This is a genomic window from Eisenbergiella sp. OF01-20 (assembly GCF_003478085.1).
Classification (GTDB): Bacteria; Bacillota; Clostridia; order Lachnospirales; family Lachnospiraceae; genus Eisenbergiella.
This window is the reverse complement of record NZ_QUES01000038.1, coordinates 1-16,722: the sequence shown is the minus strand read 5'-3', so window position 1 is coordinate 16,722 and position 16,722 is coordinate 1. Positions and strand designations below refer to the sequence as shown.

Below are 16,722 nucleotides of genomic sequence, written 5' to 3'. Positions count from 1 at the left end.
CTTTTCTCTGTGCTACCTTTTTTATTGGATAACAAATGAGAAAAGGAGTTTTTATTTTATGAAAAAAGGAGTAAAGTTCACAGCCCTGACCCTGGCGGCTACACTGATGTTTTCTTATCCGCTGTGCAGCGGCATTACCGCCCAAGCCGCAACTACTCCGCTGAAAACAGTGGAATCTTCCAATGTTCCTACGAAATATACCGGACTGAGCCTTTCTATCCTGGGCGACAGCATATCTACCTTCAATGATTACATACCTGTTGATTATAATATTTATTATCCCGGAAACAGCGGTATTCCTATGGTGGAAGGGACCTGGTGGTATCAGGTACTGAATGCCACCGGCATGCGTTTATGCAGTAATGCTTCTTCAGCCAATACCAATGTCACAGGAAATTCTGTTGCCGCAGACGGTTCTGCGCCAGGCTGCAGCTTCCGCCGTATTATGGATTTAAAAGGAGCTGACGGCACTTCACCGGATGTTATTATCATATATATGGGCGTCAATGATTTTGCCAGGGATATTCCTCTTGGTTCCTTCCAATCTCCTTCCATTCAGACAGAAGGAATGCAGACCACCTTCAGCAGTGCTTACGAATTAATGCTGCTGAAAATAAAGAGCCTTTATCCCAATGCGTCTGTATACTGCTGTACCCTTTTTGCGAGAGACCCCGGGCTGAGGGCCCCAGGCACCAATAATCCGGTAAACAGAAATGGTAATACCATCAAGGATTTTAATAAGCAAATACGGGCGATTGCCACCGCATACGGCGCGTCTGTCATCGATGTGTATAACTGCGGTATTACTTATGAGAATTTATCTGTTTTTACCAGCGATGGTGTACATCCGAACCTTCCCGGTGCACAGTTATTTGCCAATTGTGTTACTGCTGCTTTAATGAACTCCTGATCCCGTCAAAACGTACGGATTGAAACCTGTACCCAGCGGGCACACATAAAAAGGACCTCCGGAAAACCGGAGGCCTTTTTTATTCGTTTCTTATTGCTGCCAGAGGACTCAGCCTCATGGCTCTCAGGGACGGGAAAAATCCCGCAACCATTCCTACCAGAATGGCGAATACCAGGGATAAAAGAGCAAGCCAGGGAGGAATATAGGAAAGTGTCATCATATTGCCCATAGAAGCCACTATCTGGTTAATGAGGATTGATATGGCAAAACTGAATACCAGTCCCACAATGCCTCCTATAAATCCGATAAAACCCGCTTCCATTAAAAACATCATTTGAATATTTCTCAGATCACAGCCCAATACCTTCATAATACCGATTTCTTTTGTCCGCTCATAAATAGACATCATCATCGTATTGGTTATCCCTATGGCAGCTACCAGAAGAGACACCGCACCGATGCCGCCCAGAACCAGCTGCACATATCCATATTGGGTCTGCATGGCCTGCACCCATTCCGCATTGCTGGAAGCCTGATATCCCATGGCATTAATTGCACTCTGTACCTCAGCCACATTTTCCATATCATCCACATCCACATAAAGGGAACTGTAATAGATCTCTTTATATGGTTTGCCAGTCTTGGTGGTGGGCTGACCCGGTATCGCCTTATTTTTAAAGATACGTTTCAATTCCGTTTTCAGCGCATCTATATCACAATATACATCATAGCTGTACCTGCTCCAGTCCTCCGGCCCGCCTTCTATCATGCCGCAGGTGTCGATCAGATACTTCTTGGGAGGAGGAGACTTTGCGGCAGAGGAACTGCCGTCCCCGTATTTATTATTATAATAGGCGTTCGTGTCAAAAATAATAAAAATAGGATCTTTCAGCAAGTCAACGTCCGGCAGTTCCCCCTTCTCATAGTAAGGATAGCTTCCGGTCCTGGAATTGGAGAAGCTCTGCAGAACCATGTTCCCGTAAAAAAATTCGAGTTTTTCCGCATCTTTCTGAGGAAAAGTTCCTTCGCCCAGAGGGAGTTTCATCGCTTCAAAGGCTTCGGGCGTCATTCCCTGTACCCTGAAATTACCTTCATAAATCCCGCTTCTGGCTATAACATCCACACTCAGGACCGGAGAAACCAGATTCACATGAGGAATCGCCTTCAGGTTTTCCACCAGTTCATCGTCAAGACGCTTTTCCTCTTCTTCCTTACCTGAAGAAGAGCTTTGCACCATCATGGCGCCGGAGGAAGAGTAGGAATACCCACCACCTCCGGAAAGGTTGACGGTTATTGCAGTAAGGCTGCCATAGGATTCCATTTCCTCCATGGAGGATTTATTCAGTCCAAGGCCCAGAGAAACCATCACTACAATGGATGCCACGCCGATGGTTACTCCCAGTACCGTAAGCAGGGTACGCACTTTTCTTTTCCACAGGCTGCTGCTGCTTAACCGCAGCAAATCCAAAAATTTCATATCCGCTCCTGCCCCTGGTTATTCTTCATTGTCCGTTTCCAGCAGTTCTTCTTCCAGCTTCAGAGCTGCCGCTTTCTTTTTCTTTTTTCTGATTACCGCGATGATTATCACGGCTGCCACAGCTGTCACAGCAGCAGCAATGCCTAAAACCAGTACGAGATTAATGCCCCCCTGGTCTTCCTGGGGAAGTTCCTCCGGCATCATGGGATCGGTATAAACCTCCTCATACACATCCAGCACAAAATTCCTTTCAAAGCTCACCACTTCCCCTGATTCATTTTCGAAGGAGATATTCACTTTAATCGTCCCATCGTCTGTGTTGGGTGCAATGGCGGTGATCATAGAATCAACGCTCCCGGTTTCTCCCGGCTTAAGCGTTCCCAGGAAGGTGTCTCCGCCTTCAATGGAAGCCCCCTCATATTTTACCTGAAGATTATAAAACGTGGTCTTACCTGTATTGTAAATGCTGAACATAACATTAGACTGATTGCCTACGGAAATGCTGGAAGGCATAGCCTCAATGTCGCTGGTATCATATTTCGCTTCCTGAAGCACAGGAACGGATACCTTGGCTTCATCTGTCAGGTCGATATCCTTTCCCGAATCATATTTCATTTTCACAGTAATAACATACGGCTTCTGGGTAAGATCCGTCTTTGCCGTCATTTCTATGTTAATGTCGAACTCACTGCCCGGAGCAATGGAATCCGTATAAACGGAACTGGAGCCTGATGTGGGAAGAAATACGGCATAGGTGGTGTTGGCCTCCGTTCCGCTTTCCACCGCCTGCATATCAAACAATACATTATTAACCGCTTTATCCCTGGAGGTATTCTTTACATGGATAGTTACCATAAAAGTATCGCCGGCATATATTTCCTTGGGATTTGTTTCAAAACCGGTTACAATAATACGGGGTTTGGATTCCACCGCACCGTCATCTCCGCCGATATGGCCGGCCCCCGGTTTGCCCTGGGTATATACATAAACCGAAATGGATACCGGCTCTTCACACCTCACGCCCGCCTTCGTATACCAGATTTCAAACGTAAGCGGATAATAACCGGTCATAACATCGTCCCTTACCGTAAAATTATAGGTCAGCTCTCTTCTGGCAAACATTCCCGCTTCATAATTTCCGCCGAAGGGATTGCCCGGTATCTCCGCAAAAGACTGCACGTAACCTGTCGTATCCGGTTCAAAGGGCCATACCTTAACATCATTGGAAACAACCGGCTTTACCACCAGATCCGTAAGATTCTCACTACCCAGATTTATAATAGGCAGAACAATGGATACCTGCTGACCGTAGCTCACCGACGGCGTTTCCCAGTTATTTCCCACCTGGAGGAATTCCGTTGTAGGTTTGGTTACCGATGTATCGGGCACCACCGCATCCAGCTTAGCCTTCATTTCGCTTACATACGCCCAAAGTTCACTGACGCTCATCTCCGTATTCGCAATATAATATACCGCGCTGTAAAAGGTATCGTTCAGCTTCTGAAGCGTATACTCATCCGGATGTGTTCTTTTCAGGATGCTGTCCACATGCGCCTTCAGCTGGGCATCGGCATCCGCCCTGTCGTCGTCGGTTATTACATTGGGTGAGGAACGGTCAATTGTATTGCCGCTGGTTGCCGAGGCGGCTACCCGGCCTACATTTCCCTGAAACGGCACTGCCGTAAGCAGCGCTATGCAAGCACATGTTACACTGATGCTGATGATGAATTTTTTTCCTGCGTTCATTTTCTTCCCCTCTGTACTTTTATACGTTCTCTTGTATTGTCTGCCCGCCGGCTGCCTGTTTCCACTGCTTTTTACGGCCTGGACAGTAAATGCGCAGACCTGTCTGCTTGGTTACGCCTATCTTCTATCTTAACGATCTTGCCGTCAATGATATGAAAAATACGGTCGGCAAAACTGGCCAGATAGTTGTCATGAGTAACCATGACAAGTGTCTGCTTCTGCTCCCTGACCACCTTCTGCATCAGCTCCATTACCTCCTTTGAGGTATTGGAATCCAGGTTGCCGGTAGGTTCGTCAGCAAAAATGATTTCCGGATTCACTACCAGGGCCCTTGCCACTCCCACCCGCTGCTGCTGCCCGCCGGACATCTGCGTCGGCTTATGCTTCTTGTGCTCCTTCAGACCCACCATATCCAGAACCCTGGACGCCTTCTTCATACGGATATCCTTATCCACTCCCTGAAAGGTGAGGGGCAAAGCCACATTTTCCACCGCATTCATGGTTCCCATCAGATTAAAAGACTGGAAAATAAAGCCGATATGTTCTCTGCGGAATTTAACCAGCTGGTTTTCCGTCTTATTCTCCATATGTTCTCCTGCTATGATAATTTCACCCTTGGTAGGTTTCTCCAGCCCCGCCAGCATATTCAGAAGGGTGGATTTACCGGAACCGGAGGTACCTACTATAGAACAGAACTCCCCCTTGTATATTTCCAGGTTCACACCGTCAAGCGCACGTACATGGCTGTCGCCCACCCGGTATACCTTATATAAATTCTTAACCTGAATTACAGGCTTCGTATCCGTTCCCATGAATCCCTCTCAATCTGCCATACAAAAATCCTGCATTTTTGCAACTCTTCCTTCGACATTATATCATACTCTTATAGCTTTTCCTATTTAAGATTTTTTTAATATTCATAAACAGTTTTGTATTTTTTTACCTGGTACATTGCCAGGATCAGTGTGGCGCATTCTGCCGCCGGAACTGCCAGCCAAAGCCCGTTTATCTCCCACAGCCAGGAAAACAGAAGAATTCCGGCAACGGTAAAGCCAAAGGTACGTACCATGGAAATCATCGCCGATATTTTTCCATTGGACAGTGCCGTAAACAAAGAGGATACAAAAATATTCATCCCGGCAAAAAGATAATTGATTGAATACAATAAATATCCCTGATAGGTCAGCTCATTCGCCGATGTCCCCGGAGGAAGGAACAGCCCTACCAAAGGCTTTGCCAGCAGCATGGAAGCTCCGGTCATCAGAAAGGAGCACAGCACCATACTTTTCAGACAGATCCGGAATACGGTTTTCAGCTGTTTCGTATTCCTGCTGCCGTAGTTGTAACTGATTACCGGGGCGACTCCATTGGAAAAGCCCAGGAAAACAGCAGTAAAAAAGAACTGGGTATACAGAACCACCGTAACTGCCGCCACACCGTCCTCCCCGGCAAAATGCATCATCAGCAGGTTCATAAGCCAGGTTATTACGCTGGCGGCAAGATTACTGACCATTTCAGAGGAACCGTTCATACAGCTTTCCCATAACACAGCTTTCTGGAAGGATGCCTTAACCAGGTATAGATCGGTCCTGGGTTTCAAAAAATAGAAAAAAGCAAAGACAGGCATGATGGCATACCCTACCGCCGTTGCCAGGGCGGCTCCGCCGATTCCCCAGCCTAAAACCGCTATAAATATATAATCCAGTACCATGTTTGCCAGACCGGAGCCTATGGTAAGCCCTAATCCCAGGTTTGGTTTTCCTGCAGTTACAAAAAGGACTCCGAGTATTGTCTGAAGCATCTGCAGCGCCATAAAAGGGAGCAGAATGATCATATATTCCTTGCAATAACCCATCAGTCTTTCACTTGCCCCTAAAAGATCCAAGAAAGGTTCCAGAAATACCATACTTACTATAGTGAAAAGGATACCGAGAACCAGTCCGAACACCAGAATCCGGGTGAAATTTTTTCTTGCTTCTTCAGCCTGGCCAAAGCCCAGCTGCCTTGCGATCACGGCGCTTCCCCCTGTCCCCAGCATAATTCCCATACCTACGACCAGCCCGATCAGAGGATAAACAATATTGATAGCAGACAGGGCATCCGCTCCCACAAACCGGGACACAAAAAATCCGTCCACCATGGTGTACATGGACATAAACACCATCATGATAATAGTAGGGAATGCAAATTTTAATAACGTCCTTCCCTTAAAGTTTTGTGAAATAGAATGGCTCATTTTCCGTCCTCCTGACCTGTTAGCATTACCAGGGCTTGCAAGCCCCGCAAAAGCCTACTATAATGTATGGAGTAACCCCATAGTCAATACTTTTTTATACCCCGCTGCTTCTTTTCCGGGCATCCGCAGGGTATGGCCGCCGCGGAGGAATCATGAACAATAATTCGAAACCGCTTTTCACCTCAGGTGAATTTGCCAGGCTTTGTAACATACGAAAGGACACTCTTTTCTATTATGATGAAATAGGGCTGCTGAAGCCGGAAATTACCCGTGACAACGGCTACCGTTATTATTCTGCCAATCAGCTTTATTTATTTGATATCATTGCCATGCTGAAGGAATGCGGCACACCGTTAAAGGAAATCCGGGAATATATCACTTCCAGGGAACCGGCCTCCTTTCTGGCTCTTATGGAAGAAAATGACAAGCTCTTGTCTGCGGAATTAGAACGGCTGATGCATATCCACCGCCTGATGCGCAATACCATCACATTAACAAAGCATGCTCTTCAGACAGAATATAATGTTCCCTTTCTCAAGGCTTGTCCGGAAGAATATTTCATAGCGATGCCCTTTTCCAAAGAATATGAGGATCACGAACGCAACCAGTCCGAAACGGTGAAAGCACTGCTGGAATATCTGGAAGCCAACCTGCTGGGGGAGGAGTATCCGTTAGGTTCCATTATTTTAAAAGAGAACCTTTGCTGCAACAGCTATGAAGAGGACTTTTACTGCAGCAAACTTTCCGCCCCCATACAAAACCCTCTTCTTTTTGTTAAACCTGCAGGGACCTATGCCATGCTGAACCATAAGGGATCCTACGAAACCCTCTGCCATTCCTATTCCGTTCTCAAGGATTACATCAAAAAAACCGGCCTTCAGATAACAGGCAATTCCTACGAACATGAATTGCTTAACTATCTGGCGACCGGAGAATCAGATAATTATGTAATAGAAATATCCATTCAGACGGGCTGACCTACCGATACAGAAAAAAACCGGCCGCCCCTGTCAGGAGCATCAGGGCAACAGGACCAAGTCCCTTCCCCTTTCCTTTGGTAACAAGAGGCACCACTATCCTCGGAAGCAGAAGGGCCGATACAAAAAGTACAACACTGCACACGTCTATCTCCCTCCAGGACAATTGAGTGATGTCAGAGCTTCCCCAAAAAGTAAGCAGTACAATCGTACCGGCCGCAGAAAGAATCAATCCCGTAGATGCCGCTTTCAACCCCTTCAGAAGCTGTGTCATATAAAAAGATCCGCCCTTTTTCCTGAAAAAAACATACAACAGCAGCGACAAAACAATCCCTCCCGCCACACAGCCTGCAGTGGCGGCAGCAGCTCCCCCTGTCCCTGCCAGCTGGAAGCCTGCGAACGTAGAAGCGTTCACAGCCAAAGGGCCTGGCGTCATCTGTGAAATCGTAATGATGTCCCCAAACGTTTTTTCAGTCAGCCACCCATATCTGCCTACAATTTTATCCTGAATCAGTCCTATGACCGCATAGCCTCCTCCTATACTGAAAAGCCCAATCTGAAGAAATACGCCGAACAGCTTTCCTATAATTCCCATTCCCGTCCCTCCTTCACCGCCTCCGTATCTTCTTTATGTCTGCGTAAAAAATACAAAGCCTGTACCAGACTCAATATACAACCTGCAAGCAGAGCCAATGCCGCACTCCCCTTTCCAAGAAAACAGAAAATAAAAATTCCGGGTATCATCAATGTAAACAGGAAATTATGTTCCCGCCATATATTCCTGCACATTCCAACAGCGGTCTCTGCAATCAGCACCGCCGCCCCGGCCTGTATCCCCTTCAGGATGGCCGCCATAACGTGATTGGCGATAAACGCCTGGTAGCTGTTCGATATCACCGCCATAATCAGAAAAGGCGGCAGCACCGATGCAAATGCACCGATTAGTGCTCCGGCTGCTCCAGCCACACGGTAACCGGTAACCGCCGCCAGATTTACGGCAATTGCACCTGGGGCAGATTGTGATACAGCGGCCATTTCCGCCAGTTCTTCCTCCCCAAACAGCTTTTTCTGCAGCACAAAATATTTTCTTATCATAGGAACGACCACATAGCCTCCGCCGAAGGTAAAGGCACTGATAAACATATGAATACCCAGCAGCCATAAATACCGCTTTTTTTTCTCTCCGCCCATAAATATATCCTCCCATCCGGTTTATTATATAACTTGCTTATCCATTAGTAAAATGATATATTTTAATTAAATCTATTACTTTTATTCATCATTAGAGAACGGAGAAATAACATTCATGACTATTAGGCATATGGAAATTCTGAAGGCGGTTTCAGAAACCGGAAGTTTTACTAAAGCCGCCCGTCTTTTATACATTACACAATCCGCGGTATCTCATGCCGTACAGGAATTGGAAACAGAAGCCGGCACCCTTCTTTTTGACCGCCTGTCCAAAACCATCCGGCTGACGGAAGCCGGAAGTCTGCTTCTGCAGGATGTTCTCCCCATCCTGGCTTCCTGCAAAGCCCTGGAAGCTAAAATCAAAAAGCTGGAGCGGTGCGCCCCCATACGGCTTGTTTCCAGCATAACCATTGCTTCTTATTTTCTTCCGGGTCCACTCCGGCGCTTCGAAGCCGTCCATCCGGAAATCCCCGTAACCGTAAATGTGGTGAGTGCCGCAAATGCCATATTAGAGCTGCAGGCCGGGTATGCCGATATCGCTCTCATAGAAGGGCTGCCTCCCCATGGTCCCTATCGCAGTATCCCCTTTTCCTCCTATCCCCTGCTTGCCGTCTGTGCACCGGATTATCCCCGTCTCTCCCAGCCGCTGTCTCTTTCCTCTTTATGCAAAGAACGGCTTCTTCTCCGGGAAAAAGGAAGCGCTATCCGTGATGTTCTGGACAGCGCTCTCTATCTTCATGGCTATACTGCCTATCCCCTGTGGACAAGCGTGAATTCCCCGGCACTTATAGAAGCTGCCAGGGCCGGTCTGGGCATTACCATATTGCCGGACATATTGGTAAAAAAAGCTTTGGAAAAGGGGAGTCTGATATCGTTGGAAATCGAAGATCTTTCCCTGGTAAATGAACTGCTTCTGGTTATGCACAGGGATAAATATCTCTCTGCCCCTCTCTCAGAACTTGTGAACCTTTTGGTAACGAATGGCAGCAATTCGGACAAGTCAGAATTATTGCCGCATCCGGACAATTAAATGATATATACTACAAATTTGAACCATACCGGTTTTTTTACATGCTAAAGGGTCCTTAGAGGCCAATCAGCACCGTTTTGACTATCCGGCAGAGCTTACCCTTCAAACACAGGAAGGGAGGTGTCTGCTCATGAAAGAGGAAATCCTTATATCTGTAATAATGGTCTTTGTTCAGTATCTGACTGAAAGGCTGTTGGACTATTTCCTAACTTAATTCCATACAGCCAATCCCCTCCGGGCAGCCGGAGGGGATTCACCAATACTGAGCACTGCACATCTGGGCGATTAGCTTGACTATGAAAATGATTTTGTCTGTTGAAATTAAGATTCCTGCATACGTTTCTTTTCAGACTTATTACATAACTTATTATCACTTGCACATACTATCGAAAAGAGGTGATAGCATGGCATCATATGTATCCCCGGAAGTTCGGGAAAAATTCGAAACACTATCCATTGATTTAAAAAATAATATATTAGAAAGAAATGTTAAAATTAATAATGTTTATGATTTAATCAATGTTCTGGAGAAAATAGTCTCTGAGGAAGATCAATCATTCTGAGCTGAAAATATTGGAAGGTCAGTAAAGTTTTTAAGGAAACAACCGCTCCAGGTGTTGGGGACACCCGGAGCGGTTCCGAATGTCTCTTACTTCATTTTTAGTATTATTCTGTTGTAAATTATCTGTAAATGCCTTATTATGTTTGTATAAAAAATACTTATCAGGGGGAAATCTATGAAAAAGAAATTACTATCTCATGCGCTTGTTATAATTTTAGGAATGCTTTTATGCTCGTGCTCCGGTAATTCCACAGAGAAAATGTTTGGGGTAAAACTTCCGTCAGGAAAAAAATTGGAATTATATATGAGCCGTGAAAAAGCAGAAGACATCATGAGCGATTATGAATATGAATATAATGACTTTTTTCATACATATGATTATGGATTTATAAGCCTGGCTTATACCGAAGGCCTTTTATCATCTATTAAATTTAGTGGAGACTCAGATGTTACACTGCTTAATGGATTAGGCCTTGGCAGCACCGATTATGAAAAGTATGGGTTCGAAATGGATGGGCAGCATTTAGACAGCACCATTAATTATAAACAGACTGGTGATAAATATGAACAAAACGACGATGTTAATATAAGAGATATGGAATTCAAAGACGGAATTCAAGCATACATCAATACTTCTAAAGAGAATAAAGAAATCACTTACATAAACATAAGTGATATATATTCTTCTGTTTTGAATAAATATGATGAGTAAAAGTGTTTGTTTAAACAACCTATGAAACTATTGAAGAGGGGATCGCACCCCTCTTTTATGTTCTGACAAGCTGCCCGGTCCGTAACAAATAGAATCCCAAAAAGTGCAGCACGGAATACAACACAAAAAGAAAAACCCCTGATAAACTCAGAGGTTTCACACTGCCGGCGGCGGGACTTGAACCCGCACGTGGTTGCCCACAACAGATTTTGAGTCTGCCTCGTCTGCCATTCCGACACGCCGGCATTCCAGCTTCCTTGTTTCCAATTCAGCCGAAACTAATAATACCATATCCGGAAGTTTCTGACAAGCTTTTTCCGTTTACTTTTTCAAAAACTTTGTACCGTCTGAACTGTTACGTACCGTCTGACTTAGAAATGAAAGTTATCATATATCTCAAAACAGTCAAATGTTGCAAAATAATCCTTAGGGGTCTCCGCTCTGCGGATTAACTGCACTTCTCCGTTTTCCTTCAGCAAAAGCTCGGCAGATTTAAGCTTACCATTATAATTATACCCCATGGCAAAACCATGGGCCCCGGTATCATGAATGACCAGATAGTCACCCATCTCCACTTCGGGAAGCATTCTGTCAATAGCAAACTTATCATTATTTTCACACAGGGAACCTGTAATATCATACCTGTGATCACAGTCCTGTTTTTCTTTCCCAAGAACCGTAATGTGATGATATGCTCCGTACATTGCAGGCCGCATCAGATTTACGGCACAGGCATCGCAGCCGATATATTCCTTATGCGTATGCTTTTCATGTATGGCCCGGGTAACCAAATGACCATAAGGTGCCATCATAAACCGGCCCAGCTCCGTATAAATAGCCACGTCTCCCATTCCGGCAGGAATCAGAACCTCTTCATATACCGCTCTGACCCCCTCTCCGATTGCCAGTATATCATTCTCCTCCTGGTCAGGCAGATAAGGGATTCCGATACCCCCAGAAAGATTAATAAAGCGGATATCCGCCCCTGTTTCCTTTTTCAGCCGCACTGCCAGCTCAAACATTTCCTTTGCGAGAACAGGGTAATATTCGTTGGTGACTGTATTGCTTGCCAGAAAAGCATGGATTCCAAAATGTTTCACCCCTTTTTCCATCAGGATACGGAAGCCTTCAAACATCTGTTCTGTGGTAAATCCGTACTTGGAATCTCCGGGATTATCCATAATACTATTGCTTATTTTAAATACGCCGCCCGGATTATAGCGGCAGCTAATAGTCTCAGGAAGCTTTCCCACAATATCTTCCAGAAAGGAGATATGTGTGATATCATCCAGATTGATTGTCGCTCCCAGCTTTGCCGCATATGCAAATTCTTCAGCAGGGGTATCGTTGGAAGAAAACATGATATCTTCCCCGCTGATACCCATAGCCTCACTGAGCATCAGTTCCGTCAGCGAAGAACAGTCACAGCCGCAGCCGAATTCTCTCAGTATGTCCATTAAAAAGGGGTTAGGAGTAGCCTTTACCGCAAAAAATTCTTTATAACCTTTATTCCAGGAAAAAGCCTGCTTCAGCTTCCTCGCATTTTCCCGGATTCCTTTTTCGTCATATATATGGAAGGGAGTGGGATACGTTTTCACAATTTCCTCTATTTGTTCTTTGGTCACGAAAGGTATTTTATTCATTCTCTTATGTCTCCTTTTGCTTTCTTTTTCTTACCAGTAAGTTCTATCAGCTTAATCTCATTCCGCATGGCTTCCTTTAAGGCATCTACAAATACCCTTTGGCCGGAATACAGACAGATATCCCTGCTGCTCCCCGTCAATTCGCCTGTCAGGACATACTTAGAATCGGAAATAAGACGGATCTGGTTTTCCTTTCCCTCTGTTTTATAGCAGACTGCAGTTTTCAGCCGTTCCGGAACTTTATCAGTAAGAAGTACCACCTTTATTTTTTTCTGAAGCAGCTGCAATATGTCCTTTTCCATTTCCGCAAGTCTGGTTCCTGATGCGGAAAGATATATCCGCTTTTCCGCCTGCTCCATCATATGATGCATCTTATCGAGAATCTGCTGCTCTCCCTCAATAGTGATGTAACCGTCGCTGGGTTCGTCCGCCGCCGGCATATTTTCTGCCAGCCACTGCCTGGTACTCTCCAGCATACGCAGCTTGTTATCACAAAATTCCTCCACAGAAACGGCCATATACTTACTGCTGCTTCCCTTCATCAAATAAGCGGCACCTTTTTCTGTCAATCCTGCTAAAGCATTATAGACATTTGACCGTGAAATTCCAGTCAGCTTTGCCGCCTCATATCCGGTAAGTGTTCCGTTCCTGTTCAGACACAGGTAAATGGATGCCTCCTGTCTGGTAAGACCGAACATCATCAGCTTTTCAACATAACTCATCTCATCCATAAGCTGCCTCATCTCAAATCCATTAGTAGTTTCATACAGGAACACTATAAACTCTCCTAAATCATTTGTCAAGCCGTAAAAACGGAAATGATAAAAAGCCTCATCAGAATTTTAATCCTGACAAGACTTTTTTATCCTGCAAAAGATTGGTATTGAGCTTCCCGCCTGTCAGATATTTTCTATCTGCCAGTCAACAGGATCCACACCATTGCTTTTTAAGAAATCATTGGCTTTACTGAAATGCCTGCATCCAAAAAATCCCCGGAATGCAGACAAGGGGCTTGGATGCGGAGCCTTTAGTATTAAATGCTTTGGATTGGTGAGCATAGGAATTTTGCTCTGGGCAGGTCTGCCCCACAGCATATATACAATCGGTCTGTCCTGACGGTTTACCGCTTCAATCACAGCATCTGTAAACTGTTCCCATCCTTGTCCCTGATGGGAATTTGCCCGATGTGCCCTGACCGTTAATACGGTATTCAGCATAAGCACACCCTGATCGGCCCATTTCTTTAAATAACCGTTATTGGGAATATAACAGCCCAGATCCTCCTGCAGTTCCTGATAAATATTCACCAGAGAAGGCGGTATTTCCTTCTGCTCCGGCTTTACGGAAAAGCTGAGGCCATGTGCCTGATTTTCATTATGATAGGGATCCTGTCCTAAAATTACTACTTTTACCTTACTTAACGGTGTAAAATGAAAGGCATTAAAAATTTCATCGGCAGGAGGATACACCACATATGTGGAGTATTCCTTCTGTACAAAACGGAACAGCTGCGCATAATATGGCTTTCTGAATTCTTCATTGATTTCCTCCAGCCAGTCATTCTGAATCATTCCCATCTTTTGTTTCTCCCACTTTTCGTTATTTTTATTATAAGCGTACGGAAACTCCCCTGGCCCGTAGAAAAGCTTTCACCTCCCGGATTTCCAGCTCCTTGTAATGGAACAGGGAGGCTGCAAGAGCGGCCTGTGCACCTCCTTCTGTAAGTGCATCATAAAAATGTTCCCGTGTTCCTGCCCCACCGGAAGCAATCACCGGTACAGGAACCAGATCCGCAATTTGCCGTGTCAATTCAATATCATATCCTGCCTTTGTCCCATCACAGTCCATGCTGGTAAGTAAAATCTCTCCCGCACCCAGCCGGGTTACCTTTTCCGCCCAGGAAAGAGCGTCAATTCCCATATCTACCCTTCCGCCGTTCTTATAAATATTCCAGCCACTGCCATCCGGGCGTCTTTTAGCATCCATAGCTACCACCACACACTGGCTCCCAAACTTATCCGCTGCCTCCGCTATCAGTTCGGGTCTGTTTATAGCGGAAGAATTAATGGATATCTTATCCGCCCCTTCACGCAGAAGGACCTTGAAATCTTCTACCGACCGGATCCCTCCCCCTACAGTAAATGGTATGAACACCTTTTCAGCCACTTTGCGTACCATATCAACTACGGTATTCCTGTTATCGGAGGAAGCTGTAATATCTAGAAAAACAAGTTCATCGGCACCTGCTTTGTCATAAGCTTCGCCGATCTCCACAGGATCACCGGCATCCTGAAGGTTAACAAAATTTACCCCTTTTACCACTCTTCCGTTATGTACGTCCAGACAAGGTATTATTCTTTTTGTATGCATCGTGATATCTCCTTATTATGTAAGGGAAACAAAATTCTTTAATATTGCGAGTCCCACGGAAGAGCTCTTTTCGGGATGGAACTGACAGGCAAAAATATTATCCTTTTCCACCGATGCATGAATGCGGGTACCATATTCAGTCTCCGCTGTAATTATCGATGGTTCTGACGACTTCAAATAATAAGAATGGACAAAATAAACATAAGAATTCTCCCGCACTCCTGCAAAAAGACGCCCCGGATTAGGATAAGATAAAGAATTCCATCCGATATGGGGAATTTTTATTCCTGGCTTCTCCGGAATATGAAGAATTTCTCCCGGAAGAATACCCAGACCATCCACCCCCTCACTTTCCTCACTTCGTTCAAATAAAAGCTGTAGGCCAAGACAGATTCCAAGGAATGGTGTTCCCTTTTTCACAACTTCCCTAATGACATCTGTCAATCCAAAGGAACGAAGCTTTTCCATAGCATCCCCAAAGGCTCCTACACCGGGAAGTATTACCTTGCCGGCTTCCATAATACATTTCTTATCCCTTGTAATCACAGCCTCTTCGCCCAAAGCCTGCAGGGCTTTTTCCACGCTCTTAATATTTCCGGCATCATAATCGATAATTGCTATCATGCTTCTCATCCCTTCTTAAGCACCTTACTTTATTCCATTACCGTAGTGTAGCATACTTAAGGTATCTCTGCAATATTTCAGCCTTTATTTTTCATCACCTAATAAGAAATCCACAGGATTAATCTTGAAAGAAGTTGCTCTTCCTGCCAATTCTTCAGTTAAATAAGGGAGCTTGCCGTGGATTCGGAAAAACGAAGCTTTTTGATTAAAGAAAGCAACTTTTTCAAATGGGAACCGGATTACGGAAGGATATTCCATTCCGGCCCCAAGTTCTATTATACAAAGTTTTCTGTTGAGAGTTCCCTGAAGCCATTCGGTGTATTTTCCCCACTGGGGCAGGTACCCTTCTTCCCTGTAACCGGGTGTTTCTATCCGGTTAAACCAAAGCGTTTGGCAACACTGCGCACAGACCGGAAAATCCACAGAGGAAAGGGTTCCCTCACAATGATCTATTTTCTCAAGCACCTGTAAAATAACATGTTCATCCGTAACAAGCGCTTCCTGATCTGTACTGCATTCCTCTTTGCACTGTAAGGCTCTGAATCCGCCGCAGGGCGTAACAATACGGTCCTTTTCCATAGTTGAATTATAAATATAATCATCTTCTGTCAAAGATACAATGAAATAATTTTTTCCATCTAAAATATCTGACAGTTTCTCATAGGATTCTTTTATGCGTTGATTCGGATGCCTGCGCACATAATGGCACCTGAGATACTGGATAATAGCGGCACTGTCTTTCTCGTCTTGTGCCTGGGCAAGAAGGGGCCTATAAAAATCATCTTCATCCATACCCTGATAATTTTCTTCCATTTCTTTCCCGATTCCAATAAGAATCATCTGGGAATCCGCGATTTGTTCCAGCAATTCATTCGTCATTTTTCTTCCTCTTCCATAAAATCGTAAGTTAATCTTTTCAGGAACCGCACCAGGCAGGCATCAAGGAACAGCCGTTCCGGTTCCATAACCCTGTTAATAGTACCATATTGAAAGCTGGGCTTCAAGTAAGGATGTATATCGTAAGGATGCATACTGTAGGATGTATATTGTCAAGGATACATACCCAATCCTCTTTCTTTATTTCCGATTCATAACACAAAAAAACCTTATCTGTTTTCAGATAAGGTAAATAACAATGAATAAAATCCATACCCTCAAAACCGAACATTGAATCTAATCTTTTCCAAAACTTCTTTCTTACCTTCAGGATAAGCCCTCGACCGATTAGTACTGGTCAGCTCCAT

General features: G+C 44.8%; 17 protein-coding genes and 1 tRNA gene. 5 read left to right on the top strand and 13 right to left on the bottom strand.

Annotated elements, in window-relative coordinates:
- Nucleotides 1–58: 58 nt before the first annotated feature.
- A complete protein-coding gene (locus DXA36_RS27405; RefSeq protein WP_118682451.1) occupies nucleotides 59–910 on the top strand; it encodes an SGNH/GDSL hydrolase family protein in 852 nt (283 codons plus the stop codon).
- 79 nt (nucleotides 911–989) lie between these two features.
- Here DXA36_RS27405 and DXA36_RS27400 read toward each other — a convergent pair whose 3' ends face one another.
- The 4 genes from DXA36_RS27400 to DXA36_RS27385 form a co-directional block, all read right to left on the bottom strand.
- The gene (locus DXA36_RS27400; protein ID WP_118682450.1) at nucleotides 990–2,387 is read right to left on the bottom strand and encodes an ABC transporter permease; all 1,398 of its coding nucleotides are present in this window, start codon (nucleotides 2,385–2,387) and stop codon (nucleotides 990–992) included.
- Nucleotides 2,388–2,405: 18 nt separating this feature from the next.
- Complete coding sequence (locus tag DXA36_RS27395; protein WP_118682449.1) at nucleotides 2,406–4,133, bottom strand: COG1361 S-layer family protein; 1,728 nt, start codon at nucleotides 4,131–4,133, stop codon at nucleotides 2,406–2,408.
- 71 nt (nucleotides 4,134–4,204) lie between these two features.
- Entirely contained in the window at nucleotides 4,205–4,945 is a 741-nt protein-coding gene (locus DXA36_RS27390) for an ABC transporter ATP-binding protein (protein WP_118682448.1), read from the bottom strand.
- Between the two features lie 98 nt (nucleotides 4,946–5,043).
- Nucleotides 5,044–6,369 (bottom strand): MATE family efflux transporter, encoded by a 1,326-nt coding sequence (locus DXA36_RS27385; protein WP_118682447.1) that lies wholly within the window; start codon nucleotides 6,367–6,369, stop codon nucleotides 5,044–5,046.
- 152 nt (nucleotides 6,370–6,521) lie between these two features.
- Between DXA36_RS27385 and DXA36_RS27380 the strand changes: the two genes are divergently transcribed.
- Nucleotides 6,522–7,346 carry a MerR family transcriptional regulator gene (locus DXA36_RS27380; RefSeq protein WP_118682446.1) on the top strand — a complete coding sequence of 275 codons (825 nt, stop codon included), beginning with the start codon at nucleotides 6,522–6,524 and terminating at the stop codon, nucleotides 7,344–7,346.
- Between the two features lies 1 nt (nucleotide 7,347).
- Here the strand turns inward: DXA36_RS27380 and DXA36_RS27375 are convergent, their stop codons facing one another.
- Together DXA36_RS27375 and DXA36_RS27370 are read right to left on the bottom strand one after the other, a co-directional pair.
- On the bottom strand, nucleotides 7,348–7,941 hold the full coding sequence (locus tag DXA36_RS27375) for a chromate transporter (RefSeq protein WP_118682445.1): 594 nt from the start codon (nucleotides 7,939–7,941) through the stop codon (nucleotides 7,348–7,350).
- A complete protein-coding gene (locus tag DXA36_RS27370) occupies nucleotides 7,929–8,537 on the bottom strand; it encodes a chromate transporter (protein ID WP_118682444.1) in 609 nt (202 codons plus the stop codon). The genes DXA36_RS27375 and DXA36_RS27370 overlap by 13 nt, the downstream gene beginning before the upstream one ends.
- 115 nt (nucleotides 8,538–8,652) lie before the next feature.
- Here DXA36_RS27370 and DXA36_RS27365 point away from each other — a divergent pair, with 115 nt between their 5' ends.
- The 3 genes from DXA36_RS27365 to DXA36_RS27360 all read left to right on the top strand — a co-directional run bounded on the left by DXA36_RS27365 (nucleotide 8,653) and on the right by DXA36_RS27360 (nucleotide 10,841).
- Entirely contained in the window at nucleotides 8,653–9,567 is a 915-nt protein-coding gene (locus DXA36_RS27365; RefSeq protein WP_118682443.1) for a LysR family transcriptional regulator, read from the top strand.
- Between the two features lie 404 nt (nucleotides 9,568–9,971).
- Complete coding sequence (locus DXA36_RS33185; protein WP_182479280.1) at nucleotides 9,972–10,130, top strand: hypothetical protein; 159 nt, start codon at nucleotides 9,972–9,974, stop codon at nucleotides 10,128–10,130.
- Between the two features lie 174 nt (nucleotides 10,131–10,304).
- Nucleotides 10,305–10,841, top strand: coding sequence for a hypothetical protein (locus DXA36_RS27360; RefSeq protein WP_118682442.1), 537 nt, complete (start codon nucleotides 10,305–10,307; stop codon nucleotides 10,839–10,841).
- A 162-nt stretch (nucleotides 10,842–11,003) separates the two neighbouring features.
- Here the strand turns inward: DXA36_RS27360 and DXA36_RS27355 are convergent.
- From DXA36_RS27355 to DXA36_RS27325, 7 genes are all read right to left on the bottom strand, one after another.
- Nucleotides 11,004–11,086: transfer RNA gene (locus DXA36_RS27355), tRNA-Leu, on the bottom strand.
- A 126-nt stretch (nucleotides 11,087–11,212) separates the two neighbouring features.
- On the bottom strand, nucleotides 11,213–12,484 hold the full coding sequence (locus DXA36_RS27350) for a diaminopimelate decarboxylase (RefSeq protein WP_118682441.1): 1,272 nt from the start codon (nucleotides 12,482–12,484) through the stop codon (nucleotides 11,213–11,215).
- Nucleotides 12,481–13,260: a TrmB family transcriptional regulator gene (locus DXA36_RS27345; protein WP_243114756.1), complete on the bottom strand. Its 780-nt coding sequence runs from the start codon at nucleotides 13,258–13,260 to the stop codon at nucleotides 12,481–12,483. The genes DXA36_RS27350 and DXA36_RS27345 overlap by 4 nt, the downstream gene beginning before the upstream one ends.
- Before the next feature lie 123 nt (nucleotides 13,261–13,383).
- On the bottom strand, nucleotides 13,384–14,061 hold the full coding sequence (locus DXA36_RS27340) for a uracil-DNA glycosylase (protein ID WP_118682440.1): 678 nt from the start codon (nucleotides 14,059–14,061) through the stop codon (nucleotides 13,384–13,386).
- 31 nt (nucleotides 14,062–14,092) lie between these two features.
- Nucleotides 14,093–14,854, bottom strand: coding sequence for an imidazole glycerol phosphate synthase subunit HisF (gene hisF / locus DXA36_RS27335; RefSeq protein ID WP_118682439.1), 762 nt, complete (start codon nucleotides 14,852–14,854; stop codon nucleotides 14,093–14,095).
- 15 nt (nucleotides 14,855–14,869) lie between these two features.
- A complete protein-coding gene (gene hisH, locus DXA36_RS27330) occupies nucleotides 14,870–15,478 on the bottom strand; it encodes an imidazole glycerol phosphate synthase subunit HisH (protein WP_118682438.1) in 609 nt (202 codons plus the stop codon).
- A gap of 84 nt (nucleotides 15,479–15,562) precedes the next feature.
- Nucleotides 15,563–16,357, bottom strand: coding sequence for a hypothetical protein (locus DXA36_RS27325; protein WP_118682437.1), 795 nt, complete (start codon nucleotides 16,355–16,357; stop codon nucleotides 15,563–15,565).
- Nucleotides 16,358–16,722 lie beyond the last annotated feature (365 nt).

Excerpts from the sequence above, each read along its gene's own strand:
- DXA36_RS27405 (WP_118682451.1), top strand. The coding sequence starts at position 59 with ATGAAAAAAGGAGTAAAGTTCACAGCCCTGACCCTGGCGGCTACACTG.
- DXA36_RS27400 (WP_118682450.1), bottom strand. The coding sequence starts at position 2,387 with ATGAAATTTTTGGATTTGCTGCGGTTAAGCAGCAGCAGCCTGTGGAAA.
- DXA36_RS27395 (WP_118682449.1), bottom strand. The coding sequence starts at position 4,133 with ATGAACGCAGGAAAAAAATTCATCATCAGCATCAGTGTAACATGTGCT.
- DXA36_RS27390 (WP_118682448.1), bottom strand. The coding sequence starts at position 4,945 with ATGGGAACGGATACGAAGCCTGTAATTCAGGTTAAGAATTTATATAAG.
- DXA36_RS27385 (WP_118682447.1), bottom strand. The coding sequence starts at position 6,369 with ATGAGCCATTCTATTTCACAAAACTTTAAGGGAAGGACGTTATTAAAA.
- DXA36_RS27380 (WP_118682446.1), top strand. The coding sequence starts at position 6,522 with ATGAACAATAATTCGAAACCGCTTTTCACCTCAGGTGAATTTGCCAGG.
- DXA36_RS27375 (WP_118682445.1), bottom strand. The coding sequence starts at position 7,941 with ATGGGAATTATAGGAAAGCTGTTCGGCGTATTTCTTCAGATTGGGCTT.
- DXA36_RS27370 (WP_118682444.1), bottom strand. The coding sequence starts at position 8,537 with ATGGGCGGAGAGAAAAAAAAGCGGTATTTATGGCTGCTGGGTATTCAT.
- DXA36_RS27365 (WP_118682443.1), top strand. The coding sequence starts at position 8,653 with ATGACTATTAGGCATATGGAAATTCTGAAGGCGGTTTCAGAAACCGGA.
- DXA36_RS33185 (WP_182479280.1), top strand. The coding sequence starts at position 9,972 with ATGGCATCATATGTATCCCCGGAAGTTCGGGAAAAATTCGAAACACTA.
- DXA36_RS27360 (WP_118682442.1), top strand. The coding sequence starts at position 10,305 with ATGAAAAAGAAATTACTATCTCATGCGCTTGTTATAATTTTAGGAATG.
- DXA36_RS27350 (WP_118682441.1), bottom strand. The coding sequence starts at position 12,484 with ATGAATAAAATACCTTTCGTGACCAAAGAACAAATAGAGGAAATTGTG.
- DXA36_RS27340 (WP_118682440.1), bottom strand. The coding sequence starts at position 14,061 with ATGGGAATGATTCAGAATGACTGGCTGGAGGAAATCAATGAAGAATTC.
- hisF (WP_118682439.1), bottom strand. The coding sequence starts at position 14,854 with ATGCATACAAAAAGAATAATACCTTGTCTGGACGTACATAACGGAAGA.
- hisH (WP_118682438.1), bottom strand. The coding sequence starts at position 15,478 with ATGATAGCAATTATCGATTATGATGCCGGAAATATTAAGAGCGTGGAA.
- DXA36_RS27325 (WP_118682437.1), bottom strand. The coding sequence starts at position 16,357 with ATGACGAATGAATTGCTGGAACAAATCGCGGATTCCCAGATGATTCTT.